Raw genomic sequence first — 25,330 nt, 5'->3', positions numbered from 1 at the left:
GGAAGCCCATCGCTGCATTGGACCCGTTCGGCACGGTCTCTCGTCGACGTCGGACGATTTCGCTCCATATCGGACGGCGTCGATCGCCGTCGTACACGGTCGAGGGGCCGCGACTACGCCGGCTCGCCCAGGGCCGCGATCACGTCGGGGCCGTACCCGGCCGCCGCCAGGGGCTCGTGGATGTCGGAGACCAGGTCGGGCAGGTAGCCGAGGAGGACGTCGGCGGGCCCCTCGACGCGGAGCTCTCCGAGGGCCGCGGGCATCAGCAGGCTGCATCCCGGTCCCAGCACGTCCTGCCACCCGTCCACGGTGATCTGCACCGCGCACCCGACGTTGCTCACGATGACGGCGGTGCCGAAGGCGCACCGCGCGGTCGCGCCTGCGGCCGCGCGCCACCGTTCGAGCGCGAAGTAGGGGCCGGCGCAGCAGATGACGCGTTCACCGTCGTGGTCGACGGGGAGGGACAGGCCCGGCTGGAACTCCGGACGCGGTTCCGGCTTCCACTCGGCGAGCAGCATGTCGAGGTTCTGCTCCCACTCCTTGTCGGGGAGCCGGGAGCCGTCCTCCATGCGCCACGGCATGGCCGACTGCTGGACGTCCGACGTCTGCTCGATCTCGTACACCAGCGTGTCCGGGCCGAAGCTGTGCAGCGTCCCCGCCGGTACGTAGAGCGTCTCTCCGGCGCGTACGGGCAGGCGGCGCATCACGGCGTCGAAGTCGCCGCGCACCAGGGCGTCGCGCAACGTGGCGTCGTCCACTCCCGGCTTGACGCCGACCAGCGCGGTGGCGCCGAGGGCGGCCTCAAGGATGTGCCACGCCTCGGTCTTTCCGTTGGGCTCGCCTTCCAGCGCCCGGGCGTCCTTGTCGTCGGCGTGCAGATGGACCGGCAGCGACCGGCTGGCGTCGATGAACTTCGTGAGGATCGGGAACCGGTCGCCACTCCAGCCGGAGCCCATCATCTCTTCGGGATGCCGTTCCACCAGCGAACGCAGGGACTCGCCCGCCAGCGGGCCCGCGGTCACCTCACCGACCTGCCCATCGACGTCGCTGACCTCCCAGGTCTCGGCGATACGGCCGGGCCGGGGCGCCGACGAGCGCCGCAGCCGGTCGGCGATCGCCCGCCCGCCGAACACATGCCCCTTCATGGGCGTCGTCAGGCTCAGCGGGTACCAGTCCACGCTCATCGGTCCCCCGCTCACAGAATCGGCTGGCCGCCGGTGACGGCGACCCGGGCACCCGACACGTAGGCGCCGTCGTCGCTCGCCAGCAGCACGTACACCGGTGCCAGCTCCGCGGGCTGTCCCGGCCGCCCGAGCGGTACCTGCTTCCCGAACGACTCGACCTCGTCGGGAGGCATGGTCGCCGGGATGAGCGGCGTCCAGATCGGGCCGGGAGCGACGGAGTTCGCCCGGATGCCGCGCGGGCCGAGGAGCTGGGAGAGGCTTCCCATGATGTTCGCGATCGCGGCCTTGGTGGCGTTGTACGCGAGCAGCTTGGGCGGCGGCGAGTCGGAGTTGACCGAGGTCGAGCCGATGATGGAGCCGCCCTCGCCCATGTGCGGCAGGGCCGCCTTGCAGAGGTGGAACAGCGCGGACACGTTGGTCTGCCAGGTGTAGTCCCACTCCTCGTCCGGAGTCTCTTCGAGCGAGTCCCGCGTCATCTGGTACGCGGCGTTGCTGACGAGAACGTCGATCTTCCCGAACCGTTCCACCGCCGTGTCGATCACCTGCCGGCACCGCGCCGGCTCGGACAGGTCCCCACGCACGAGCACCGCCGTGCGCCCGGCCTCCTCGACCAGCCGCGCGGTGTCCGCGGCGTCCTCGTCCTCGACCTCGCTCAGATACGAGATCACCAGGTCGGCGCCCTCGCGGGCGAACGCGATCGCCACCGCGCGCCCGATGCCGCTGTCCGCGCCGGTGATCACGGCCACCTTGCCGGTCAGCTTCCCCGTGCCGCGGTAACTCTCCTCACCGCAGTCGGGCCGAGGCGTCATCTCGGACTGCACGCCCGGGGGCTTCTGCTGTTGCGCTGGTTGTCCCACGAGGGTGCACTACCCGCAGCCGAGCGTCGCATCTCGGATGTGAGCAGACTTGAAGGACACTTGAGACAGGTGTGACGCGGCTATCACGGATCGGTGACGCGGCCTGGATTGAACGGCGTCCTGCGGGGCATCCTCGGCGAACCATTCAGACAGATCGTCGAGCTAGGGAAGAGGGGCGACGTGACGCTGACCGCAGACCGGATCGTGGACCTGGTGGAGGACCGCACGGCCGGCGAGCCCGCGACGGACGAGCAGCTGGAGCCGTTCCGGCGGCTGCGCCGGTATCCCGAGGGGCACCCGGAGTGGTGGCGCGTCCGCGAGGAGATCTTCGAGCGGTATCTGCCGATGGTGCGGAGCCTGGCCGGCCGGTTCACCCAGCGCGGCGAGCTCACCGAGGATCTCCAGCAGGTCGGCATGGTCGGCCTGGTCAAGGCGGTCAACCGGTTCGACCCCGAGCGGGGCATCCCGTTCGAGGGGTACGCGACGCCGACGATCGTCGGCGAGATCAAGCGCCACTTCCGGGACCGGGGCTGGGCCGTCCGGCCGCCGCGCAACATCCAGGAACTGCGCAACGAGCTCAACAAGGCCCGCGGAGAGCTGACCCAGCGGCTCGGCCGCTCACCCAAGGTGAGCGAGCTCGCCGAGCACACCGGCCGCGACCAGGAAGAGATCATCGAGGCGATCGCCGCCGGTGAGGCCTACCAGACCAGGTCGTTCGACCAGCCGGCCGGCGAGGACGACGAGGGGCCCGCCTACGCCGACCTGCTCGGGTACGAGGACGAGCAGCTCAACGTCGTGGAGTATCGCGAGGCCCTCAAGGCGGCGCTGGCGCGGCTGCCCGCGCGGGAGCGGCGCATCGTGCTGCTGCGCTTCTACGGGAACCGCACCCAGTCGCAGATCGCGGAGGAGATCGGGATCTCCCAGATGCACGTGTCCCGGCTGCTGGCCCGGAGCCTTCAGCAGTTGCGCGCGGAGGTCGGCGCCGTCCCAGAGCCGGTCCTGGAGCCCGCCTGAGCGGGCGGTCGCAGGCCTTGGTCGCGCGCCTGAGCGGGCGGTGGCAGGCCTTGGTCGCGCGCCTGAGCGGGCGGTCGCAGGTCCTGGTCGCCCGTCTTCTTCGTGTCGGTGGCCGACTCTAGGCTCGGGGTCATGTCACGGCGACGTTTCGACCAGGCCATGCGACTCATGCGCGAACACGACCCGCAGGTCCAGGAGGACGCCTTCGACTTCCTGCGCGAGCACGCCGACGCGTACGTGGACGAGCTCATCGAGGAGTTCAGGGCCGAGCGGGACGACCACGGGCTCCATTGCTGGCTGCTGGAGCTCATCGCCGAGGCGCGGTCCCCGAAGGCGCTCGACGTCTTCCGCGACCAGCTGGAGAGCTTGGACGAGTCGTTGCGGTTCTGGGCCGTCCGCGGCCTGGAGATGCTCGACGACCGCGAGTCCCGTCAGGCGCTCCACCAAGCGCGCGCCAACGGCTGGATCGCCTGACCTGGAAACCCTCACTGCCCGGCAAAGGAACGGCATACAAGGACAAAGGGCGGGAAAGAACGGGATCTCCGTGGCGGGTGATCGAGGAGCGTATGTGGACACGCAGGTGGACAGGCAGCAGGCTCCGGCGGCTCGACGACCCCCCGGATGGCTGGTCACCACGCTGCGGTGCCTCGCGGTGCTGCTCGCGCTCGGCGTTCTGGCCCTGTTCTCGTACGTCGCGTTCCAGCTCACCCTCACCCCGATCCACGACAACGGGCAGGCGGGCGGCAACACCGACCCGGGACGGTCGCTGCGGTTCTATCTCGACCAGCCCCCGCGGGACGCGCTCATCCAGCTCGGAGGCAACCTGATGCTGCTGGCGCCCCTCGGCGTCCTGCTGCCGGTGGTGTCGACGCGGCTGCGCGGACCGCTGCGGCTGTTCGTGGTGGGCGGCCTGGTCTCGCTGGCGATCGAGTCCACCCAGGGCCTGCTGGTCGAGGGCCGGGCGTTCGACGTCGACGACGTGATCCTGAACGCCGCGGGCGTCGTTCTCGCCTACCTCCTGGCCGGACGCAAGGTCTCGCATGTGGCACGCGGCCGGAGGCAGGGCTCGCACGGAGGCAGGTGACCGTCAAGGCGATGGACGAAGACCGCCTCCGCAACGCCGAACACGCCATCTGGCTGGCCAGGCCGCACGCGGTGGCGAGCACGGCGATCGACGTGGTCACCAGGCACTTCCCCGTCACCGGGGCCGAGGTCCTGCTCGCCGACTACCCCAACGCCTTCCTCATCCCGGTCGCGTCCGGACTGGACCCGATCCGGGTCGACACCACCGCGGCGGGCCGCGCGTTCGCCGCGCAGCGGCCCGTCGTCGAAGAGCCCGGCGACGGCGCCGACCGGCCGTACCGGGCCCATCTTCCGCTGACCGTGCACGGCGACCGGCTGGGCGTGATCACGCTCACCGCCCTGCGGCCGTTCCGGCCCGAACAGCTGGAGCGGTTCACGGCCATCGCCGTCGTGCTGGCCCGGGCCCTGAAGGTCGCCGACAGCAGCACCGACCTCTACCGGCAGGTCCGCCGCCGCAGCCGGCTGACGCTCGCCGCCGAGATGCAGTGGGACCTGCTGCCCGGCCGCTCGACGTCGTGCGAGGAGTACACGCTCGCCGGCCAGCTCGTGCCCGCCTACGCGGTCTGCGGCGACAACTACGACTGGGCCGCCACCGCCGACCGCCTCACGCTCACCGTGACCGACGGCACCGGGCAGGGCACGCAGGCCGCGCTGCTCACCCACCTCGCCATCAGCGCCATGCGCAACGCCCGCCGCTCGGGCGCCGGCATCCTGGACCAGGCCGCCCTGGCCAACGAGACGATCTACTCGCACCACGGGGGCCGGACGCATCTGGCGACGCTGCTGCTGGAGTTCGACGTCGCCGGCGGCCGGGTGCACGCCGTCGACGCCGGGTCACCGCGGCTCTCGCGGATGCGCGGCGGCAAGGCGGAGCCGATCGGGCTCAGCGCGCAGATGCCGCTGGGCATGTTCTACGACACCGTCTACACCGAGGAGTCGTTCGCCGTGGAACCCGGAGACCGGCTCTTCATCGTCAGCGACGGCGTGCACACGGCACTGTCACCGGACGGGGCCGCCTACGGGATGAGCGCCCTGCCACGCGTCCTGCGCGACACCGTGCTCCAGGGGCCTCTTGAGGTGGTCCGGACTCTCTCCCGCGGCCTGCTGGACCACCACGAGGGCACCGAACTCCTCGACGACGCCGTCATGCTGTGCCTCGACTGGAGGGGGCGGACGCCCTAGCGCCGAGGACGGCGGCCTGCTCGTCCAGGACGGCCAGCGCGGCGGCGACCGCGGGATGATCGCCTGAGCCCGACCGGATGAGGACCTCGGTCGTGCGGCCCTTCCCGGGCATCGGGACGATCGCGACGCCCGGCGGCGGGGCGCCGCAGAGCAGGCCCGGCAGGATCGTCACGCCGAGTCCGAGGGCGACCAGGGCCAGCGCGGCGGCGAGATCGTCGTACTCGTGCTCGATCACCGGGGTGAAGCCCGCGCTGTGGCAGGCGTGCAACGTCACGTCCCGGCAGCTGCTCGGCGCGGCCGTCGTGATCCACTTCTCGTCGCGCAGGACGGCCGGGCCCTCCCGTTCGACGGCGGGGCGGAGGCGTTCGGGGATCGCCAGGCAGAGCGGGTCGTCGAACAGCGGCGCGACGGTGAGCCCCTGCGGCGCCGGAGTGCCGAGGTGCAGGTAGCGGTAGTGCAGCGCCACGTCGAGGTCGCGCCGCTTCAGCATCGGGACCACGTCCTCCGGCTCGGCCTGGGTGATCCGTGGCCGGAGACCGGGATGGCGTTCGGCGAGCGCCGCGACGAACGGGGCCGCGACGGGCACGAGCGCGCTCGGGAAGCAGCCCACGCGCAGCTCGCCGACGACCTGGTCGCCGAGCGAGCGGACGATGCTCTGGGCCCGTTCCAGCTCGGCGAGCACATGCTCGCTCTGCCGCGCCAGCGCGGCGCCGACCGCGGTGAGCCGCACCGTCCGGCCCTCCCGGTGCAGCAGCGCCGCGCCCGTCTCGGTCTCCAGCGCCCGCAGTTGCTGGGACACCGCCGACGGCGTGACCTGGTGGATGTCGGCCACCGCCGTGACCGTGCCGTAGTCCGCCAGATCCCGCAGCAGCACGAGCCGCTTCACATCGAGCATGAGGACAGCTTGGCAGGAGAGGTCCACGTGGCGTTATCAAAGAGAGACGGGCGGGACAAAAACCGCTCTTGTCTCACGGTGAGATGCAGGTCACACTCTCTGACATTGAGCCGAGCTGGATTCCCACCACCGGACGGCGCTCATGCTGAGTGTTCGGAATCTCGAGGTCGTCTACCACGATGTCATCCTGGTCCTGCGGGGCGTCAGCCTCGAGGTCCCCGAGGGCGAGATCGTCGCGCTCCTGGGCGCGAACGGGGCGGGCAAGACCACGCTGCTCCGGGCGATCTCCGGGCTGCTCGACGTCCATGACGGCGAGGTCACCAAGGGATCGGTGCTGCTCGACGGGCGGCCGATCCACGAACTGGCCCCGACCCGCGTCGTGCGCCTCGGCGTGCGGCAGGTCATGGAGGGCCGGCGCATCTTCGCCGAGCTGACCGTCGAGGAAAACCTGCGGCTAGGCGCGCACACCAATCCGCGCGGTCTCGCCGAGAGCCTGACCCGCGTCTACGACCTGTTCCCCGTGATCAAGGAACGCCGCGGCCGTACGGCGGGATACCTGTCGGGCGGCGAGCAGCAGATGCTGGCGGTGGGCCGGGCGCTGATGTCGGAGCCGCGGCTGCTGCTGCTGGACGAGCCGAGCCTGGGCCTCGCCCCGCGGCTCGTGGAGCAGATCCGCGACATCATCGTGGAGATCAACCGGCAGGGCACCACGGTGTTGCTGGTGGAGCAGAACGCGACGATGGCGCTGGCCATCGCGGGCCACGGCTACGTGCTGGAGACCGGCAAGATCGTCATGGACCGGCCCGCCCGCGAGCTGCTCCAGGACGACGACATCCGGGAGTTCTACCTCGGCCTCGGCGCGGAGGGCGCGGCCCGCTCGTTCCGCGACGTCAAGCACTACCGGCGGCGGAAGCGGTGGTTGTCATGACGGAGGACGCTCCGATCGTGGAGGGCGCCGCGGTCGTGCCGGAGGGTGCCGCGATCCTGGAGCTGGCCGGCGTGCGGCTGTCGTTCGCCGGCGTGACCGCGATCGACGGTGTCTCGTTCGGCGTCGCGCCGGACGAGCTGTTCGCCGTGATCGGCCCGAACGGCGCGGGCAAGACCTCGATCTTCAATGTGATCTCCGGCGTCTACCGGCCGCAGCAGGGCCGGGTCACGTTCGACGGCGCCGACCTGCCGGGCCGGCGGCCGCACGAGATCGCGGGCCTCGGCATCGCCCGCACGTTCCAGAACGTCGAGCTGTTCGCCAACCTCACCGTCCTCGACAACCTGATGCTCGGGCGGCACCAGCAACTGCGGTACGGCGCGCTCGCCGGGATGGCCTGGCTCGGCCGGGCACGCCGGGCCGAGCTCGCGGCCCGCCTGGCGGTCGAGGACATCATCGACTTCCTGGAGCTGGAGCAGTGGCGGCGGCACACGGTCGGGCTGCTGCCGTACGGCGTGCAGAAGCGGGTGGAGCTCGGCCGTGCGCTGGCGCAGGAGCCCAAGCTGCTGCTGCTCGACGAGCCCGTGGCCGGCATGAACCTTGAGGAGACCGAGGACATGGCCCGCTACATCCTCGACATCCGCGAGGAGCTCGGCATCCCGATGATCCTGGTCGAGCACGACATGGGCCTGGTGATGGACCTGGCCGACCGGGTGCTCGTCGTCGACTTCGGCGTGCCGATCGCGCTCGGCGCCCCCGCCGACATCCGAACCGACCCCGAAGTCATCAGGGCGTATCTGGGGGAAGCCTCATGACGCAGGTGAAGACCACCACCGAACGGCCGGCGACCACGACGACCACGATCGCCACCAGGGTCCGCGACCGCGCCGCGGCGGCCCCGGGCCGCGTCGCGATGCGCGAGAAGGACCTCGGCATCTGGCAGGAGGTCACGTGGCACACGTACTGGGACACCGTGCTGACCGTCGCGCACGCGCTGCTGTCGCTCGGCGTCGAGCCCGGCGACCGGGTGGCGGTGCACTCGGAGAACCGGCGCGAATGGCTCTACAGCGACCTGGCCACCGTCGCGATCCGCGGCACCACGATGGGCCTCTACCCGACCAACCCGGCGGCCGAGGTCGGCTACCTGCTGCGGCACTCGGGCTCGAAGATCCTGATCGCCGAGGACCAGGAGCAGGTCGACAAGGCGCTCGCGGTCACCGGCGAGCTCCCCGGTCTGGAGCGCATCGTCTACATCGAGCCGCGCGGCATCAGGAACCGCTACACCGACCCGCGGCTCATGTCGTGGGACGAGCTGTGCGAGCTGGGGCTGCGCCACCGCGCCGAGTTCCCCGGCGCGGTCGAGGAACGCATGGCGGCGGCGCGGCCCGACGACGTCATGGTGCTGGTCTACACGTCCGGCACCACCGGCCCGCCCAAGGGCGCGATGCTGACGGTGGCGAACGTGGAGTTCGCGATCAAAGTGCTCATCGAGGAGGGCGGCTTCACCTCGCCGCCGCCGACGCCTCGTGACCTCGCGCTGTCGTACCTGCCGCTGTGCCATGTCGCCGAACGCATCTTCACGGTGTGGTTCAACGCCTCGTCCGGCATGCAGGTCAACTTCGCCGAGTCGATCGAGACGGTGCCCGCCAACCTGCGGGAGGTCCAGCCGACGATCCTGTTCGGCGTGCCGCGCATCTGGGAGAAGATCCTGGCGAGCGTGGAGATCCGGCTCGGCTCGGCGAGCCCGGTCAAGCGCTGGACGACCCGGCTGTGGCTGCGGCTGGCCGACCGGCTCGGTGACACGCTCGTGCGCCGCGGCGGACGGCACACGCCCGTCACCAGGCTGCTGTACGCGGTGGGCTGGGTGTTCTGTTTCCGGGCGCTGCGCGAGCGGATCGGGATGCGGCGCGTACGGTACGCGGCGTCCGGGGCCGCGCCCATCGCGCCGGAGGTGCTCAAGTTCTTCATGGGCATCGGCGTCCCCATGCACGAGGTGTACGGGATGACCGAGAACACCGCCATCGCCACCGCCAACAGGCCCGGCCGGGTCAAGCTGGGCACGGTCGGGGAGGCGCAGCCGGGCTGCGAGGTCCGGGTGGACGAGGACACCGGCGAGATCCTGACCCGCCATCGCGGGGTGTTCGCCGGGTACTGGCGCGACGAGGAGGCCACCCGCCGGGTCGTCGAGCCCGACGGCTGGCTGCACACCGGCGACGTCGGCGAGTGGGACGGCGAGCACCTGCGCATCACCGGCCGGATGAAGGAGATCATCATCACCTCCGGCGGCAAGAACGTGGCGGCGCCGCTGATCGAGAACGAACTGAAGGTGTCCCCGTACATCCGCGAGGCCATCGTCCTCGGCGACCGCCGCGCCTACCTCACCGCGCTCATCGGGATCGAGCTCGACACCGTCGGCGAGTGGGCGACGCGCCGCCGCCTCGCCTACACCACCTACCGCGACCTGTCCGAACGCCCCGAGGTGCGCGAGCTGGTGCAGGGCGTCGTGAACGGGGTCAACGCCGGTCTCGCCCGGCCCGAGCAGCTCAAGGACTTCCGGCTGCTGCCCAAGGAACTCGACCACGAGGACGGCGAGCTCACCGCCACCCAGAAGGTCAAGCGCACCGCCATCGAGCGCGTCTTCGCCGACCTGATCGACGAGCTCTACGGGAAGGCGCACACGTGATCGCGAGCGGAGCGGGGCGGCGATGACCGAGTTCTGGCAGAGCGTGGCGCGCGGGCTCGGCAACGGGTCGATCTACGCGCTGCTCGCGCTCGGCTTTGTGATCATCTACAAGTCGACCCGGGTGATCAGCTTCGCCCAGCCCGCGTTCATGCTCGCCGGCGCGGTCCTGGTCACCTATCTCGCGGCCGAGGTCAACTTCTTCGCGGCACTGCTGCTGTCGGCGGTCGCGGTGGCGCTGCTGGCCCTCGGCGTCGAACGGGTGGCGGTCCGGCCGATGGTCGGCAAGCCGGTCTTCGTCGTCGCGATCATCACGCTCGGGCTCGACATCGTCATCCGGGTCATCGTCAACGGCTTCATCGGGCTCGACGTGCGGCAGGTCGGCGACCCGTGGGGGCTGCGGACGGTCGACCTGCTCGGGGTGCCGGTGCAGCAGCGGTACCTGGCCATGCTGCTCACCACCGCGCTCATGGTCGCCGCCCTGTTCGCGTTCTTCCGCTACACGCGCTTCGGCCTGGCGATGCGGGCCGCCGCGTTCGACCAGGAGACGGCGCTCGCGCAGGGCGTGCCGGTCGGCGCGGTGTTCGCGACCTCCTGGGCGATGGCGGGCGGGCTCGCCGCCGTCGCGGGCGTGCTGGTCGGCAGCGGCGCCAGCGTCGACCAGAACCTGTGGATCATCGCGCTGAAGGCGCTGCCCGCGATCATCCTCGGCGGGCTGGACTCGCTCGGCGGCGCGGTGCTCGGCGGGCTCGCGGTCGGGCTGGTGGAGTCGCTGGTCGGCACCTACCAGGCCGACCTCGCGCCCTGGCTCGGGCAGAACTTCGCGGTCGTGTCGCCGTACGTGCTGATGCTGCTCGTCCTGCTGATCAGACCGTACGGCCTGTTCGGAACGCCGGAGGTGGAACGGGTATGACGCCTGTGCTCGAACGGCGGCGGCCTCGGGGGCGTCCCCTGCTCCACACGTCCTACAAGCAGGACATGGCGCTGCTCGACACCCCGGGCAAACGGCGGTGGCTCGGCGCGCTGCTGGTGGCCGCGGTGCTCGCCCCGTTCATGCTGACCGATGACATCCTGCAGCTGCTCGCGGTCGGCTTCGTCGCGTCGATCGGGGCGATCGGGCTCAACATCGTCACCGGCTACGCCGGCCAGATCTCGCTCGGCCACGCGTTCTTCCTGGCGATCGGGGCGTACACGGCCGCGGCGATCTCCGGCGATCCCGACGGCAAGGTCATCGGCTTCGGGGTCACCTCCATCCTGATCTGGCTGCCGGCGGCGGGGCTGGCGGCGGCGCTCGCGGGCGTGATCGTGGCGCCCCTCGCGACCCGGCTGCGCGGGCTGTACCTGGCGATCGTGACGCTGGGGCTGGTGTTCCTCGGCGAGCACATCTTCAAGGAGTGGGACAGCCTGACCGGCGGCCCCGGCGTAGGACGGCCCGCGGCGGTGCCCGAGCTTTTCGGGATCCGGCTGGACGAGGCGGGGGCGTACAGCAAGGAACAGAAGCTCTACCTGCTCATGCTGGTGATGCTGGTGCTCTTCGCGGTACTGGCCCGCAACCTCATGCGCTCGCGCGTCGGCCGCGCGTTCGCCGCCGTCCGCGACCGCGACATCGCCGCCGCGATCATCGGCGTGGACCTGCGCCGCTGCAAGCTGCTCGCGTTCGCGATCTCCTCGTTCTACGCGGGCGCCGCGGGCGCGCTGATGTACACCGTCGCCGGGTACTTCGATCCCGGCTCGTTCAACCTGCTGCTGTCCGTCCAGTTCATCGCCATGATCCTGATCGGCGGGGTGGCCACGGTGAGCGGATCGATCATGGGCGCGATGTTCATCACGCTCCTGCCCCGCATCACCCGTGAACTGCCCGGCGTGCTCCCGTTCATCAGCTCCGAGTCGGGCGACGCCCCGAACATCTTCCAGGTCGAGACCGTGCTGTACGGGCTCCTCATCATCGTCTTCCTCATCCTTGAGCCCCGCGGCCTGTTCGGCATCTGGACCCGGATCCGCAACTACTGGAAGGCCTGGCCCTTCAGCTATTAGGAGCCCACATGAAAACCAGGATCGGCGCGGTACTGGCCGCGGGCATGCTGGCCGTCAGCGGCTGCGGCGTCTTCCGGGGGGACGAGGACAGCAGCGCCCCCGGCGTGAGCAAGGACGCGTGCCCGAACGCGGTGAACAAGAACAACGGCTGCATCTACCTGGGCAGCATCTCCGACCTGACGGTCGGCCCGTTCAAGACGCTGGCCGTGCCGATCACCGAGGCGCAGAAGGCGTTCTGGAAGCGGGTGAACCAGCAGGGCGGCATCGGCGGCTACGACATCGACGTCACCAAGTACGTCCGCGACAACAAGTACAACCCGGAGACGCACAACCAGGTCTACCAGGAGATCAAGGGCAAGGTGCTGGCGCTCGCCCAGACGCTCGGCTCGCCCACCACCGCCGCCATCATCAAGGACCTCAAGTCCAGCAAGATCATCGCCGCGCCCGGCTCGTGGACGTCGGCGTGGAACTTCGAGGACGTCATCCTGGAGTCCGGCGCCAACTACTGCATCGAGTCGATGAACGCGATCGACTACGCCGTCGACACGTTCAAGCCCAAGAGCGTCATGGCGGTCCACTACGCCGGCGACTACGGCGCGGACGCGGCGGCCGGCGCCAAGGCGGGCGCGGCGGCGCGCAAGCTGACCTTCAACGCGGTCGAGACGCCGCAGGGCCAGGACAACCAGGGCCGCGCCGTGGACGCCATCGTCAAGGGCAAGCCCGACCTGGTCATCCTCACCACCGGGCCGACCGACGCGGCGACCGTCATCGGGCAGACCGCCGCCCGCGGCTTCAAGGGCCGCTATATCGGCACCGGCCCGACGTGGAACAAGGGCCTGCTCAAGAGCCCGGCCGCGCCAGCGATCAAGGCGCAGTACCTGCAGTCGGCCCCGTGGGCGCCGTTCCAGACCCAGTCCCCCGGCCACCAGGCCATGCGGCAGGCGGTCGGCCAGGTCGACCCCAACGACGGCTACACCTCGGGCTGGGTCTGGTCGTACCCACTCAAGGCCGTCCTGCAGAAAGCCGTCGCCAACAAGGAAGTGACGCGCGACGGGCTGCTGAAGGCCGTCAAGCAGATCAACCAGGTCGACTACGAGGGCATGCTGCCACCAGGCACAGGCAACTTCGCGGGCGACGCCGCCGCCGGCGCGGTCCGTACCAGCCTCATCGCCAGACCGGACGACAAGGAGCCGACCGGAGTCAAGGTCATCAAGGAGGCCTTCACCGGCCCCACCGCGAAGGCCTACACCCTGGACGCCCCCTGCTTCGGCAAGCTCTGACCGCAGTGGCCTGCTCGCCGCCCACGGCGAGCAGGCCCACTGATAGGGGCGACGCACACGGTCCCCGTCCAGGTGACCCACCGGCGTCCGACCTCACGCTCCGCTGCTCGCCCTGGATCCTTTGTCATCGGAGACAGAAACGATGCGGACGTTCCGTGTTGTCACGATCACACGAGCGGACTGCCGATCCACTACCCTGGAACGCCCCCGCTCCGCACTCCAGGGATGGCAGATGAGCGACCGCGATCCCCTTTTCAACGGTCCCGCCAGCGCCCGTGTCTACGACTACTCCCTCGGCGGCAAGGACAACTACGCACCCGACCGCGACGCCGCCACCGACGCGCTCGACGCCCACCGCGTGGCGCACCTGCTCCCCCGCGAAAACCGCAAGTTCATGCGCCGCGCGGTCCGCTACCTGCTGGCGGCGGGCATCCGCCAGTTCGTCGACCTCGGCTGCGGTCTGCCCGGCAAGGGCAACGTGCACGACCTCGCCCTGGCGGCCGATCCCGCGTCCAAGGTCGCCTACGTCGACAACGATCCAGTGGCCGTCGTCCACTTCCAGGCGCTGCTCCACACGCTGCCCGGGGCGACCGCCGTAACGGCCGACGTCCGCCGCCCGGACGCGGTCCTCAACCACCCCGACATCACAGCGCTCATCGACTTCACCCGGCCCGTCGGCATCCTGATGATCTCGATGCTCGACTGGATCCCGGACGAGGACGACCCCGACACGATCGTCGCCACGTTCCGCGACGCGCTCGCCCCCGGCGGCCATCTGGTGATCTGCGACTTCCTCGCCGACAACCTCTCAGAATCGGACTGGACCGCACACCGCGAGCTGACCGAACGCTACGGAATCTCGCTGACCTTCCGTTCCACCGAACGCTTCAAGGGTTTCTTCGACGGCCTCGACCTGGTGGAGCCGGGCCTCGTCCTCGCCCCGGAATGGCGCCCCGACCGCCCGTACGACCCGCCGTCCGGCTGGCTCCTCGCAGGCGTCGGCCGCAAACCCTAGCGCGAGATGTAGTGCACGATCACGTCGTGCACATGGTGCGTCTTCTCCTCCCCGCGAAACTCGATCTCGTACAACTGCGTGCCCACATGGATCGCGATCGTCCCACTGGAGAAGAACGAGCCCGCGATCGACTTGTTGCTGACCACGCTCACCGAGCTGATCTTCGAGTACGGCACGCTGGTGATCGCCATCCGCTTGCCCGCGAACGACTTGTCCTGAATGATCACGCGCCGATCGGTCAGCCCGATGAACCCCGTCCCGGTCCCCACCGCGTCGTACACGGCGATGATCTGCTCGCCCGCCAGCAGCCCACCCTCGATCTGCTTCAACTGCCCCGACTTGTCATGCGGAATCGCGCTACCCATGACCCTCCCTAGAATCGCCGGCCCATCCCAACGTCTACCGAGACCAGCAAACCCCATAGCCAAGCCCGACAAAAGCCACGGCCAGTAGCCAGCCCTGCACCCCCTCACCCACCCAGCAGGAGAACGAGCCAACCTAACGCCCCACCCAGGTCAAAGCCCCTGACACTCTCCGCGGATACCGCACACCGACAACGTCCACCCTCGTGACGGTCGACGTCGGCGAGCGGCATCGGTGACCCCATTGGTGCAGGTCGGCGACCGTCTGCGACTGATGCTGGCGTCAGGGTTCAAACTTGGCGGCGAGGTGACCGAGGGGCAGAGCAACGCGCCAACCTGACGGCCTCTGTCGGCGGGGAAGAGACCTTGCCGCGCTCCGCGCGGAGTAGCCGCCACTACCGCACACCGACAACGTTCACGCTCAGGGCGGTCGACGTCGGCGACGGCGGCAACGGCCACTCCACCAGTGCAGGTCGCCACCCGCCTGCGGCCGACGCCAGGGCTGGGGTTCAAACTTGGCGGCGAGGTGAGTGAGGGGCAGAGCAACGCGCCAACCAGACGGCCTCCGGCGGCGGGGAAGAGACCTTGCCCCGCTCCGCGCGGAGTAGCCGCCACTACCGCACACCGACAACGTTCACGCTCAGGGCGGTCAGCGTCGGCGACGGCGGCAACGGCCACCCCGCCAGTGCAAGTCGCCACCCGCCTGCGGCCGACACCAAAGCCGAGGTTCAAACTTGGCGGCGAGGTGAGTGAGGGGCAAGGCAACGCGCCAACCTGACGGCCTCTGTCGGCGGGGAAGAGACCTTGCCGCGCTCCGCGCGGGGTGGCCGCCGCTGCCGCACACCGACAACGTTCACGCTCAGGGCGGTCGACGTCGGCGAGGGCGGCATCGGTCACCCCATTGGTGCAGGTCGGCGCCCGTCTGCGACTGATGCTGGCGTCAGGGTTCAAACTTGGCGGCGAGGTGAGTGGGCGCAGAGCAACGCGCCAACCAGACGGCCTGGCCTGGGTAAAGGACTCTGGTGCGCTTCGCGTGGAAAGTCGGGGTTGCATGCCGACAGTGTGGGTTCAGGCTGGCAGCGCTTCGGCATGGCGGCTTTCGGTGGCTGGTGCATGCCGTGTGGCTCGATGTTGTGGGGCCTGGGTGTGCCGGTGCGGTTGGTCGCGGGCATGTGCTCGTTCGTGGGCGTGCCTGTAGGCCCGGTGGGGCGCCGGGCCTCAGGCTGCTAGGCGTTCGTCTTGCCAAGGGTTGGCGGCTTGATCGGGTGGGCGGCCGCGTCTGGGTCTTGTGATCCCGTCGGGTGGTAGTGCCCGGTAGGTGTAGCGTCCGTCGTTGGTCTTGGTGATCTGCATCTGGTGGGGGTGGGTGTGTTTCCACCGGTTGTGCCAGCCGCAGCAGAGGGTGAGCTTGTCGATGTCGGTGGGGCTGTTACCCAGGGCCCAGCCATCGACGTGGTCAACCTCGCAGAGGAAGCCGGGGGTTTCACAACCTTGGACGGCGCAGGTGTCGTACAGCGTTTCCAGGACTCGGCGTTGGCCGGGGCTGGCGATGCGTACGGTGTGGCCGAGGTAGAGCGGCACATGTCCGGGGCCGAAGAGCAGTGGTGAGACTCCGGCGGTGAGCGCGAGGCGCCGCACCTGCTCGGCCGGGATGGGCGTGCCGTCGCGTAGCCAGCCGGGCTTGTCGTCGCCGGTGAGGGTCTCCAGGTCGGCGATGACGGTGACGCGGGTGGCCTTGTGACCGCCTGCCAGCACGCTGGACAATGCGGCGGCGGTGCGTTCTGCCAGGTCACGCCGGTCGTCGGTACCGGCGGGTTTGGCCAAGGGCGCCAGGGTGCCATCGAGGATGGCGGTGTCTTCGGGGTTGAGCCAGCCCTTGAGGTAGCAGCCGCCATCCAACGAGCGGCTGACCGTGACCCAGGAGCGTTCATAGCCACGCCGCGCATCCTCGGGTGGAGTGCTTGTCCCGTTGTGCTCGGCTACCAGGTCATGGATCTTGTTGCCGAGGCGGGCGACCTTGCCCGCCGACAACCCGTCACTCGCGGCTCGCAAGAGGATGTCTTCAGCTGGTGCGCAGTCGTCATCACCCAGGCGCTGTACTGCATCAGCGATGGTCGCGGCATATCCGTAGGACAGGGTGCCGGTCGCCAGCTGCTTGCTCACTTGCTGAAGCCGGGGTAGCTGGCGGGCCAGGGTGAGGCGTTCTTTGGCGCGGCCCTCACGCATACCCAGGTGGCAGCGCAGCCACGCCTGGGTGGAGGGCAGCCCCCAGTGCTTTGTCTCTGCGGTGCGGTCCACTACCGCGATCAGCCCGGCCAGCGCAGATTCGGCTTGGTCGGTGGCAGAGGCCAGCTTCTCGGCCAGCTCCATGCACGCCGCCCCGGAGTCGGGGGCGGAGCGTTGTGCGAGTTCGGTGGCGATCGCGGCTGCCGCTTCCACCAATTCAGCGGTGGAAGCGGAGCTAAGGTCCGCCACGATCGAACGCATACAGTTATTGTATCGCTACGGCATGTGTTGTGCGGGGTGATTGCTGGTTTATTGTGGCCGTATTTGGCCAGCTGTTTGTAGTAGGGCTGATGCGGATCAGTATTTCCCTGTTGTTGTGGGTTGGGGGCGGGTGAATTGGAGGTTGGAGCGGGTGGCCGCGCACCATTGCGGGTTATCTCGACTTGTTGTCAGGTTGGTTGACCGTGCGGGGGTCAATCATGCGCGAAAGTGCGGGTAAGCTGCCACCTTAGGCTGTGAAACACCGCGCTCCGCGCGGATCGAGGTCGAACGTCAGCCACCAGGAAACCCACGCGCACGCACTCGGCCGGACCCGCCCCTACCTTCTTGTCGCTGCCGCTTTTAGGTCTGCAGCCCCGCCCACCCGCAAGCCGGGCGGGATGCGCAACCAAAGGGGTGACCGTTGCCGCAAAAGCGCGAAGCGCATCGAACAGTGAAACGCGATCATTGAAGGAACGAGGTGTCGCCGTGGCCGCGAATTCGTTCTTGATGCTTGTCGTCTTCGACGCCCGAGCCGCCTGCTTGCTTCTACCGCATTCGCTGGCGCATGAAATGGATCGTGAAGACTTCACTAATTCGCTTCGCTCCGAGCCATTTCTTGGCTGTTGCGGGAGAGGAGGCGAGGTTTCTCAAGCCGCAGTGGTACGCGCTGCTGCCAGGGAGGATTGCGATCTTGTCCTGGAGGTGCCGAGGGGGTCAGACGGTGACGGCGGCGGTGGAGCCGGTGCGTTGCTTGCTGACGCGGAGTTGGGCGGGGATGCGGGTGCGGAGCTCGGCGACGTGGCTGACGATGCCTACGGCGCGGCCGCCGTCGCGTAGGGCGTCCAGGACGTCCATGACCTCGTCCAGGGTCTCCTCGTCGAGGGTACCGAAGCCCTCGTCGACGAAGAGAGTGTTGATCTCGGTGCCGCCGGCTTCGGCGGTGACCACGTCGGCGAGGCCCAGGGCCAGGGCCAGGGACGTGATGAACGACTCGCCGCCGGAGAGGGTCACGGGGTCGCGTTCTTGGCCGGTCCAGGCGTCTACTACGCGCAGGCCCAGGCCGCCGCTGCCGCCGCGCCGGTCGCCGGCCGCCTTGTCGATGGTGTGCAGGAGGGCGTAGCGGCCTGCGGACATGCGAGCCAGGCGTTCGTTGGCGGCGGCCACGACCTGTTCGAGGCGGGCGGCGAGGACGTAGGCGGACAGGCGCATGCTGAGGCGGTTCGCGGTGTGCTGGCCGGAAGTCAGGCCGGCGAGGCGGGCGGTGATGGCGTGGCGTTCGGCGGCGGGGCGCCAGGATTTCACGCGGGTGATGAGTTCGGCGCGCAGGTCGGTGAGGCGGGCGCGGCGCTGGCGGGCACGGTCGGTGGCGGAGGCGACCGCGGTACGTGTCACCTCGGCTGATGACAGGGCCGTCTCCAGTGCCGGAAGGTCGGGGGCGGGCTGAGCGGAGGCGGCGGTGAGGTCGCGGTCGGCGAGGATCTCCTTGACCGCCGCCTCCTCGTTGTCGAAGCGGCGGATCCGGTCGCGCAGGGTGGCCTGGTCCTCGTCCTCCAGCGCGGCAGCCGTCACCTCGTCGGGTGTGGCGAAGCCCTCGTCGGCGGCGGTCTGCTTGGCTCGGGCGCGGGCGGCGGCCAGTTCCTCGGCGGCGCGGTCGGCGGCCTGGAGCCTTCGAACGGCGTCGGCGAGCGCGTCGGCCTCGCGGCCGAGCCGTTCGATGCGGGCCTCCAGCGTCGGGTCGTCGCCTCTGGCCTCGTCGAGCTCGGCGCGGAGGCGGGCCTGCTCGGCGGAGAGCTCGCTGTGGCGTGTGCGGTTGGCGGTGAGAACGCGGGCGACCTCGTCGCGGCGGTCGCGGACCCGTTCCAGCTCCTGTGCGGCCTGGTGGACGAGGCGTTCCATGCGTTCGACCTCGGTGAGGCGGGCATCGATCACCGCGAGGGTCTCCTGCGCCTCGGCTACGTCGGCGCTCAGGCTTGTGGTGTCGGCCTCGCCCGACAGCTCCAGGGCGGCGTCGCGTTCGGCACGCAGGGACTCGACGAGGCCGCTCGCCTCCTCGCGGCGGGCCTGGGCCTCTTCGTAAGCCGAGTGTGCACGCTCCTCATCCTCCTCGCCGGGGATGACGACGAGGGAGGTGGCGGGCGCGGGGTGGTCGGTGGATCCGCAAACGCGGCAGGGCTCCCCGGGGGTGAGGTCTTCGGCGAGGGCCGCCGCCATGCCCTCCAGACGGGCCTGCCGGAGATCCTGGAAACGACCGCGGGCCTGCTGGGCGAGGTCGATCGCGTCGCGCAGCGCCTCTTCGGCTTGGGTCAGCCGCGCGGTCACCTGGTCACGGCGCTGGGCCGCGTCCAGGCGGCGTGCCGCTTGCTGCAGGGCCGCTTCGACACCGGAACGTCCGGCCACCATGACGCGGGCCTCGTCGAGCTGGGTGCGCTGCTCGTCCAGCAGGCCGGGAAGCTCGTCGAGCGTCGCGGCGAGCCGTGCCTCCTCGGGTTCCAGGCGGTCGTGTTCGGCGACCAGCCGGTCGAGTTCGGAGGTGATCCGCCGCAGGCGGTCGGCGGTGCCGCGCCTGGCCTCCAGCGCGGCGAGGTCGTCGCGGCGTTCGCGTTCGGCCTTGGCGAGCACATCCTCGGCGGCGCCCGGTGTCACCAGCGACGCGACCCGGGCACGGGCCTCGCCCGCCTCGCGGTGGGTCAGCTTGGCGTGTTCCGCGCGCTCGCGGACCTGGTGGATCAGCGCGATCACCCGGTCGGCGCGGGCGGCGGCGTCGAGGCGGGCGGTGAGCCGTGAACGTTCCTCCGCGCGTTCTTCGAGCGCGGCGCGGCGGCGCAGTGCCTCGGCATGGCGGTGCTGGCGTTCGGCGAGGGCGCGGCCCTGGTCGAGGGCCGTCTTGGCGGAGTCGTACGCGGCGGACGCCTCGTCGAGCAACGTCTCGTTCGCGGTGAGGACGGCCTCGTGGTGACCGGCCAGTTCGGCGGCCCAGGCGGGGAGGATCTCGATGTCGTCCAGGGGCTCTTCGGCCGGCTCGCCTTGACGGGGCTCGGGGATCAGCGTCTGGCCTGGGCGGTGGGCACCGGCGGCCTCGGCGATGCGGTCGGCGATCGACTCGGCGGCGGAACGCAGGTCGGCGGCCTCGCGGCGGGTCGCGGCGCGGCGGTCGGCGAGCCACTTCTCGACCTGGGTGAAGACCTCGGTGGCGAAGAGCCGCTCCAGCACCTTGCGGCGTTCGTCGGCGCCGGCGCGCAGAAAGCTCGCGAACTCGCCCTGCGGCAACATCGCCACCTGGCAGAACTGCGCGGCCGTCATGCCGAGCAGGCGGTTGATCAGGTCGCCCGCCTCGTCGAGACGGTTGGTCAGGCCGATCCAGCCGCCCGGGCCGAGCTCTTCGAGGATGACGGAGGCGTGCTCGGTGGTGGTGCCGGTGCCGCGTTTCTTGGGGCGGTCCCAGGCGGGAGAACGGGTGACCCGGAAGCGGCGCCCCCGGATCGTGGTCTCCAGGACGACCCGGGGCGCCTGGTGGGCGGCGGCGTGGTCGCTGCGGAGGTTCTTGATCGCGTTGCGCACCCCGGGGACCTGCCCGTACAGCGCGAAGCACACGGCGTCGAGCACACTGGTCTTGCCCGCCCCCGTCTGGCCCTGGATGAGGAACAGCCCCGCGTCGGAGAGCGCGTCGAAGTCGATCTCCTCGGTGCCCGAGAAGGGTCCGAACGCGGTGATCTCCAGCCGGTGCAGCCTCACGCGAGGGCCTCCTTCCGGCGGCAGCTCTCGAAGGCCTCGTGGAGCAGGTCGCGTTCGGCGGCCGAGGCGGGGACCTGCGACACCTCGGCCACGAAGTCACCGGCGATGTCCAGCTCGGAACGTTCACGGACCCGCTCGGACCAGCTCCGCGTGCCCGCCGCGGCCTCGCCCTCGGGGTCGAAGCCGAGGACGAGGGCGTACGGGAACCGGCGGCGCAGCCGTTCCATCGCGGCGGACGGGCGCTGCGCGTCGATGAGCGTGATCTGGAGCCAGCGGTCCTCGTACGGCTCGTACGACGGGTCGGTGAGCAGGTCGTCGATGCGGCCGCGCAGGCGCGCGACGCGGCGCGGCACCGGGGCCTCGACGAACTCGACCGAGGCCCGTTCGCCCGGCCGTACCTCGACCAGCAGAGAGCCCTTGTGCTGCCTCTCCTCGGAGAACGAGTAGGCCAGCGGAGAGCCCGAATACCAGACCCCGTCGGCCATCTCCTGCTTGCCGTGCAGGTGGCCGAGGGCCGTGTAGCCGACGCCCTCGAAGACCGAGGCGGGCACGTTGGCCGCACCGCCGACGGAGATGTCGCGCTCGCTGTCGCTGGGCTCGCCCCCGGTGACGAACGCGTGGGCCAGGACGATCGAGGCGATGCGGTCGCCCCGGCGCCCGAGGTCCGCGCGGACGCGCCGCATCGCCTCGGTGAGCGCGGCGGCGTGGCCGCGTTCGTCCAGGCCCCAGGGGTGGCGGACGAGCTCGGGCTCCAGGTAGGGGATGCCGTAGATCGCGGCGTCGCCGATGACGATCGGCTCGCCGACCGACGCGGGATCGGTGCGGACGTGCACGCCGGCGCTGTCCATGAGGGACGAGCCGAAGCCGAGGCGCTGCACCGAGTCGTGGTTGCCCGCGATCAGGACCACCCTGGTCAGCGCGGCGAGCCGTTCGAGCGCCTCGTTGCAGAGCCGCACGGCGTCGACGGCGGGCAGCGCGCGGTCGTAGACGTCGCCCGAGATGAGCACGCAGTCCACGCGTTCCGACCGGACCGTGTCGACGAGATGGTCCACGAAGGACGCCTGGGCACCCAGGAGGTCCTCGCGGTGGAACGATCTGCCGAGATGCCAGTCGGACGTGTGGAGAAGTCGCATGACGGGGTCACCATAGACAGCACCCACGCCCCATCCGGCGCAGAAACGCCGAGGAGCCCCAAACAATCTTTCGAATGGAGAAGTCGGCACGGATGGTGATGTTAGCGTCACTCTCAGTGAGCAATGTCTTGGTCCCCTAGAGTTGCGCCGTGAGCGAGCGTCCTTACGTACTGCTGAGCTGCGCGATGTCGGTGGACGGATACATCGACGACGCGAGCCCCGAGCGGCTGCGGCTGTCCAGCCCCGCCGATTTCGACCGGGTGGACGGCGTCCGCGCGACCTGCGACGCGATCCTGGTGGGCGCCGGTACGGTCCGGCGGGACGACCCCAAGCTGCTCCTCAAGTCGTCCGCCCGCCGCGACCAGCGTGCCGCCAAGGGGCTGCCGGCCGACCTGACGAAGGTGACGGTCACCGAAAGCGGCGACCTCGATCCCGGGTCGCGCTTCTTCACCACGGGCGACTCTCCCAAGCTCGTCTACTGCGCGTCGGCATCCGCCCATGCGCTCGCCGCCCGGCTGACCGGCCGCGCCGAGGTGATCGACGCGGGCGATCCGGTGGACTTCCCGCTGATGCTCGGCGATCTCGCCGCGCGCGGTGTGCGGCGGCTGATGGTGGAGGGCGGCGGGGGCATGCACACCCGGTTCCTGACCGCGGGCCTCGCCGACGAGCTCCAGCTGGTGGTGGCGCCGTTCTTCATCGGCGACCCGTCCGCGCCGCGCTTCGTGGGCTCCGGGGTGTTCCCGCAGAGCCCGGACCGTCCGATGCGGCTGGCCGAGTGCACGCGGATCGGCAACCTGGCCCTGCTGCGCTATGTGATCGGCGCGCCTGCCCATGGATGACCTCGGCTGGCTGCGGATCGCCTGCGAGCTGGCCGGACGGTGCCCGCCGTCGGCCACCGCGTTCTCGGTCGGCGCGGTCGTCGTCGGTGCGGACGGGCGGGAGGTCGCGCGCGGGTACTCGCGGGAGAACGACCCGCACGACCACGCCGAGGAGGCGGCGCTCGCCAAGACGTCCGCCGACCTGAGCGGGGCGACCGTCTACAGCTCGCTGGAGCCGTGCGCCGAACGAAAGTCACGTGCGCTGACGTGCTCGGAGCTGATCGTGCGGGCGGGGGCCCGGCGGGTGGTCTTCGCCTGGCGGGAACCGTCGCTCTTCGTCGAGGGCACAGGCATGGAACGATTGCGCGCGGCGGGCGTCGACGTCGTGGAACTGCCGGAGCTGGCGGATCTGGCACGCGCACCCAACGCGCATCTGCTCGGCTGAGCCCATCCGCTCGGCTGAGCCCGCTCGCTCTAGCTGAGCTCCGGCTCCGCGTGCGGCGCGCCCTTCAGCTCGTGGAAGCCCGGCGTCCCGGCCACCAGCAACGTCCCGTCCCACAGGCGCCCGGCGTCCTCACCCCGCGGGACACGGGAGATCACCGGCCCGAAGAAGGCCACGTCCCCGACGGCGATCACGGGCGTGCCGACGTGGGTGCCGACGCGGCCGATCCCGTCGGCGGTGGAGGCACGGACGGCGTCGTCGTACTCGTGTGACGTCGCCGCCTCGGCCAGCTCCGGGGGCAGCCCGGCGGCGGCGAGCGAGCCCTCGAAGCCGCCCCATTCGCCGTCGCGGTGCGTCCGGGTGCCGAACGCCGTGTAGAACCTGCCGAGCGCCTCCTGACCGTGCCGTTCGGCGACGGCCGCGAAGACCCGGACGGGATACCAGAGGTAGCCCTCGGGATCGTCCTCCGGATCGTCGTCGCGCCCCTCGTTCAGTACCGAGAGGCTCAGCACATGCCATCGGACCTCGAACGACCGCACGGCCGCCGCCTCCAGCAGCCACCGGGAGGTCACCCAGGTGTACGGGCAGGACGGATCGAACCAGATGTCGGCGACCATCCCTCCACCCTAGTGATGAGACTCCCGTCTCACACACTCTTGCCAACCACCCGGGTCGCCGTGCGATGCTAACAACCAAGCAAGCATTCGGTCGATAGCGGGAGGCTCCAGCAGCATGCGTGAACACGATCGGCTGTTCATCGGCGGTCGGTGGACCGCACCGGCCGGCACCGGCACCATCGATGTGATCTCCCCGCACACCGAAGAGGTCATCGGACGGGTGCCCGAGGGCACCGAGGCCGACATGGACGCCGCCGTCGCCGCGGCGCGGCAGGCGTTCGACCAGGGCCCGTGGCCCCGGATGACCCCCGCCGAGCGCGCCGCGGTCCTCGGCCGGTTCTCGGCGATCTACGCCGAGCGGCAGCAGGACATGGCCGACCTGGTCACCGCGGAGATGGGCTCGCCGATCCTCTTCTCGATCTTCGGCCAGGCCGCGATGCCGCAGATGGTCCTGCAGTACTACGTGGACCTCGCCGCCTCGTTCGCCTGGGAGGAGGAACGCGCCGGCATGCTCGGCCCGGTCACCGTGACCCGCGAGCCGGTCGGCGTGGTGGCCGCGATCTACCCGTGGAACGTCCCGCAGTTCACGCTGATGCTCAAGCTCGCGCCCGCGCTGATCGCGGGCTGCACGGTCGTGGCCAAGCCCTCCCCCGAGACACCGCTGGACGCCTATCTGCTGGCCGAATGGATCAAGGAGGCGGGCGTCCCGGACGGCGTCATCAACATCGTCCCGGCGGGCCGCGAGGCGGGGGCGTACCTCGTCTCGCACCCGGGCGTCGACAAGGTCGCCTTCACCGGCTCCACCGAGGCCGGACGCAAGATCGGCGCGACCTGCGGCGAACTGCTGCGGCCGGTCACGCTGGAGCTGGGCGGCAAGTCGGCGGCGATCATCCTGGAGGACGCCGACCTGGCCACGACCATCGAGGGCTTCAAGCTGGCCTCGCTGATGAACAACGGCGAGGCGTGCGCCGCGCAGACCCGCATCCTCGCGCCGCGCAGCCGCTACGACGAGGTCGCCGACGCGCTGGTCACGATGGTGAGCTCGCTCAACGTCGGCGACCCGGCCGACTACGGCACCGAGATCGGCCCGCTGGTCGCCAGGCGGCAGCAGGAACGCGTCGAGGGCTACATCCGCGTCGGCCAGGACGAGGGCGCCAAGCTCATCACCGGCGGGCTCGACCGCCCGCACGACCGCGGCTGGTACGTGGCGCCGACCGTGTTCGGCGACGTCACCAACGACATGCGCATCGCCCAGGAGGAGATCTTCGGCCCGGTGCTCGCGCTGCTGGCGTACGAGGACGAGGACGACGCGGTCCGGATCGCGAACGACAGCAGGTACGGGCTCGGCGGCTCGGTCTGGACGGCCGACGTCGACCACGGCATCGAGGTCGCCCGGCGCATCCGTACCGGCAGCTGCGGCGTGAACCTCTACGTCCTCGACCCGAACACCCCGTTCGGCGGCTACAAGGACAGCGGGCTCGGCCGTGAGCTGGGTCCCGAGGGCCTCTCCCCCTACCTGGAGTACAAGTCCATCCCGCGACCCGCCTGAACCGGACGGGACCTCGCCGGCCCGGCGGTCGCGCGAGGTCC

The 25,330-nt window shown here is 70.4% G+C and carries 22 protein-coding genes; 14 read left to right on the top strand and 8 right to left on the bottom strand.

Annotation, left to right across the window (positions count from 1 at the left end; translation table 11 throughout):
- Positions 1-113: 113 nt before the first annotated feature.
- Together ABD333_RS10920 and ABD333_RS10915 are read right to left on the bottom strand one after the other, a co-directional pair.
- Entirely contained in the window at positions 114-1,184 is a 1,071-nt protein-coding gene (locus tag ABD333_RS10920; protein ID WP_344540183.1) for a class I mannose-6-phosphate isomerase, read from the bottom strand.
- Between the two features lie 11 nt (positions 1,185-1,195).
- A complete protein-coding gene (locus ABD333_RS10915; protein WP_344540468.1) occupies positions 1,196-1,993 on the bottom strand; it encodes an SDR family oxidoreductase in 798 nt (265 codons plus the stop codon).
- A gap of 261 nt (positions 1,994-2,254) precedes the next feature.
- On the opposite strand from ABD333_RS10915, the gene ABD333_RS10910 reads away from it, so the two are divergent.
- The 4 genes from ABD333_RS10910 to ABD333_RS10895 all read left to right on the top strand — a co-directional run bounded on the left by ABD333_RS10910 (position 2,255) and on the right by ABD333_RS10895 (position 5,320).
- On the top strand, positions 2,255-3,055 hold the full coding sequence (locus ABD333_RS10910; protein WP_410556933.1) for an RNA polymerase sigma factor SigF: 801 nt from the start codon (positions 2,255-2,257) through the stop codon (positions 3,053-3,055).
- 132 nt (positions 3,056-3,187) lie between these two features.
- The gene (locus ABD333_RS10905) at positions 3,188-3,529 is read left to right on the top strand and encodes a HEAT repeat domain-containing protein (protein WP_344540181.1); all 342 of its coding nucleotides are present in this window, start codon (positions 3,188-3,190) and stop codon (positions 3,527-3,529) included.
- Positions 3,530-3,623: 94 nt separating this feature from the next.
- Complete coding sequence (locus ABD333_RS10900; RefSeq protein WP_344540180.1) at positions 3,624-4,139, top strand: VanZ family protein; 516 nt, start codon at positions 3,624-3,626, stop codon at positions 4,137-4,139.
- 11 nt (positions 4,140-4,150) lie between these two features.
- Complete coding sequence (locus ABD333_RS10895) at positions 4,151-5,320, top strand: PP2C family protein-serine/threonine phosphatase (protein ID WP_344540179.1); 1,170 nt, start codon at positions 4,151-4,153, stop codon at positions 5,318-5,320.
- On the opposite strand, the gene ABD333_RS10890 is transcribed toward ABD333_RS10895, so the two are convergent.
- Positions 5,283-6,215, bottom strand: a complete 933-nt coding sequence (locus ABD333_RS10890) for a LysR family transcriptional regulator (RefSeq protein WP_344540178.1) — start codon at positions 6,213-6,215, stop codon at positions 5,283-5,285. The two genes, ABD333_RS10895 and ABD333_RS10890, sit on opposite strands and share 38 nt — an antisense overlap.
- A gap of 142 nt (positions 6,216-6,357) precedes the next feature.
- Here ABD333_RS10890 and ABD333_RS10885 point away from each other — a divergent pair, with 142 nt between their 5' ends.
- From ABD333_RS10885 to ABD333_RS10855, 7 genes are all read left to right on the top strand, one after another.
- Positions 6,358-7,143, top strand: coding sequence for an ABC transporter ATP-binding protein (locus tag ABD333_RS10885; RefSeq protein ID WP_344540177.1), 786 nt, complete (start codon positions 6,358-6,360; stop codon positions 7,141-7,143).
- The gene (locus ABD333_RS10880) at positions 7,140-7,955 is read left to right on the top strand and encodes an ABC transporter ATP-binding protein (RefSeq protein ID WP_344540176.1); all 816 of its coding nucleotides are present in this window, start codon (positions 7,140-7,142) and stop codon (positions 7,953-7,955) included. Before ABD333_RS10885 ends, ABD333_RS10880 begins: the two co-directional genes overlap by 4 nt.
- A complete protein-coding gene (locus ABD333_RS10875) occupies positions 7,952-9,823 on the top strand; it encodes an AMP-dependent synthetase/ligase (protein WP_344540175.1) in 1,872 nt (623 codons plus the stop codon). The genes ABD333_RS10880 and ABD333_RS10875 overlap by 4 nt, the downstream gene beginning before the upstream one ends.
- A 22-nt stretch (positions 9,824-9,845) precedes the next feature.
- On the top strand, positions 9,846-10,733 hold the full coding sequence (locus ABD333_RS10870; protein WP_344540174.1) for a branched-chain amino acid ABC transporter permease: 888 nt from the start codon (positions 9,846-9,848) through the stop codon (positions 10,731-10,733).
- Positions 10,730-11,854 (top strand): branched-chain amino acid ABC transporter permease, encoded by a 1,125-nt coding sequence (locus ABD333_RS10865; RefSeq protein WP_344540173.1) that lies wholly within the window; start codon positions 10,730-10,732, stop codon positions 11,852-11,854. The genes ABD333_RS10870 and ABD333_RS10865 overlap by 4 nt, the downstream gene beginning before the upstream one ends.
- Positions 11,855-11,862: 8 nt before the next feature.
- Complete coding sequence (locus ABD333_RS10860) at positions 11,863-13,134, top strand: ABC transporter substrate-binding protein (protein ID WP_344540172.1); 1,272 nt, start codon at positions 11,863-11,865, stop codon at positions 13,132-13,134.
- Between the two features lie 232 nt (positions 13,135-13,366).
- A complete protein-coding gene (locus ABD333_RS10855; protein ID WP_344540171.1) occupies positions 13,367-14,149 on the top strand; it encodes an SAM-dependent methyltransferase in 783 nt (260 codons plus the stop codon).
- Here the strand turns inward: ABD333_RS10855 and ABD333_RS10850 are convergent.
- From ABD333_RS10850 to ABD333_RS10835, 4 genes are all read right to left on the bottom strand, one after another.
- Positions 14,146-14,514: a PH domain-containing protein gene (locus ABD333_RS10850; RefSeq protein ID WP_344540170.1), complete on the bottom strand. Its 369-nt coding sequence runs from the start codon at positions 14,512-14,514 to the stop codon at positions 14,146-14,148. The two genes, ABD333_RS10855 and ABD333_RS10850, sit on opposite strands and share 4 nt — an antisense overlap.
- Positions 14,515-15,729: 1,215 nt before the next feature.
- Positions 15,730-16,998 carry an HNH endonuclease signature motif containing protein gene (locus tag ABD333_RS10845; protein WP_344540169.1) on the bottom strand — a complete coding sequence of 423 codons (1,269 nt, stop codon included), beginning with the start codon at positions 16,996-16,998 and terminating at the stop codon, positions 15,730-15,732.
- A gap of 714 nt (positions 16,999-17,712) precedes the next feature.
- Complete coding sequence (locus ABD333_RS10840) at positions 17,713-20,730, bottom strand: AAA family ATPase (RefSeq protein ID WP_344540168.1); 3,018 nt, start codon at positions 20,728-20,730, stop codon at positions 17,713-17,715.
- Positions 20,727-21,863 (bottom strand): exonuclease SbcCD subunit D, encoded by a 1,137-nt coding sequence (locus tag ABD333_RS10835; protein WP_344540167.1) that lies wholly within the window; start codon positions 21,861-21,863, stop codon positions 20,727-20,729. Before ABD333_RS10835 ends, ABD333_RS10840 begins: the two co-directional genes overlap by 4 nt.
- A 149-nt stretch (positions 21,864-22,012) precedes the next feature.
- Here ABD333_RS10835 and ABD333_RS10830 point away from each other — a divergent pair, with 149 nt between their 5' ends.
- Together ABD333_RS10830 and ABD333_RS10825 are read left to right on the top strand one after the other, a co-directional pair.
- A complete protein-coding gene (locus tag ABD333_RS10830; RefSeq protein ID WP_344540166.1) occupies positions 22,013-22,702 on the top strand; it encodes a RibD family protein in 690 nt (229 codons plus the stop codon).
- Positions 22,695-23,126 carry a cytidine/deoxycytidylate deaminase family protein gene (locus ABD333_RS10825; protein ID WP_344540165.1) on the top strand — a complete coding sequence of 144 codons (432 nt, stop codon included), beginning with the start codon at positions 22,695-22,697 and terminating at the stop codon, positions 23,124-23,126. The genes ABD333_RS10830 and ABD333_RS10825 overlap by 8 nt, the downstream gene beginning before the upstream one ends.
- Before the next feature lie 29 nt (positions 23,127-23,155).
- Here ABD333_RS10825 and ABD333_RS10820 read toward each other — a convergent pair whose 3' ends face one another.
- Positions 23,156-23,740, bottom strand: coding sequence for a mycothiol-dependent nitroreductase Rv2466c family protein (locus ABD333_RS10820; protein ID WP_344540164.1), 585 nt, complete (start codon positions 23,738-23,740; stop codon positions 23,156-23,158).
- A 115-nt stretch (positions 23,741-23,855) separates the two neighbouring features.
- On the opposite strand from ABD333_RS10820, the gene ABD333_RS10815 reads away from it, so the two are divergent.
- Positions 23,856-25,289 (top strand): aldehyde dehydrogenase, encoded by a 1,434-nt coding sequence (locus ABD333_RS10815; protein WP_344540163.1) that lies wholly within the window; start codon positions 23,856-23,858, stop codon positions 25,287-25,289.
- Positions 25,290-25,330: the final 41 nt, after the last annotated feature.

The organism is Actinomadura fulvescens, assembly GCF_039533225.1.
In the GTDB taxonomy this organism is placed as follows: domain Bacteria; phylum Actinomycetota; class Actinomycetes; order Streptosporangiales; family Streptosporangiaceae; genus Spirillospora; species Spirillospora fulvescens.
The sequence above is the reverse complement of the archived record's forward strand: the minus strand, read 5'-3'. Positions and strand labels throughout refer to the sequence as shown.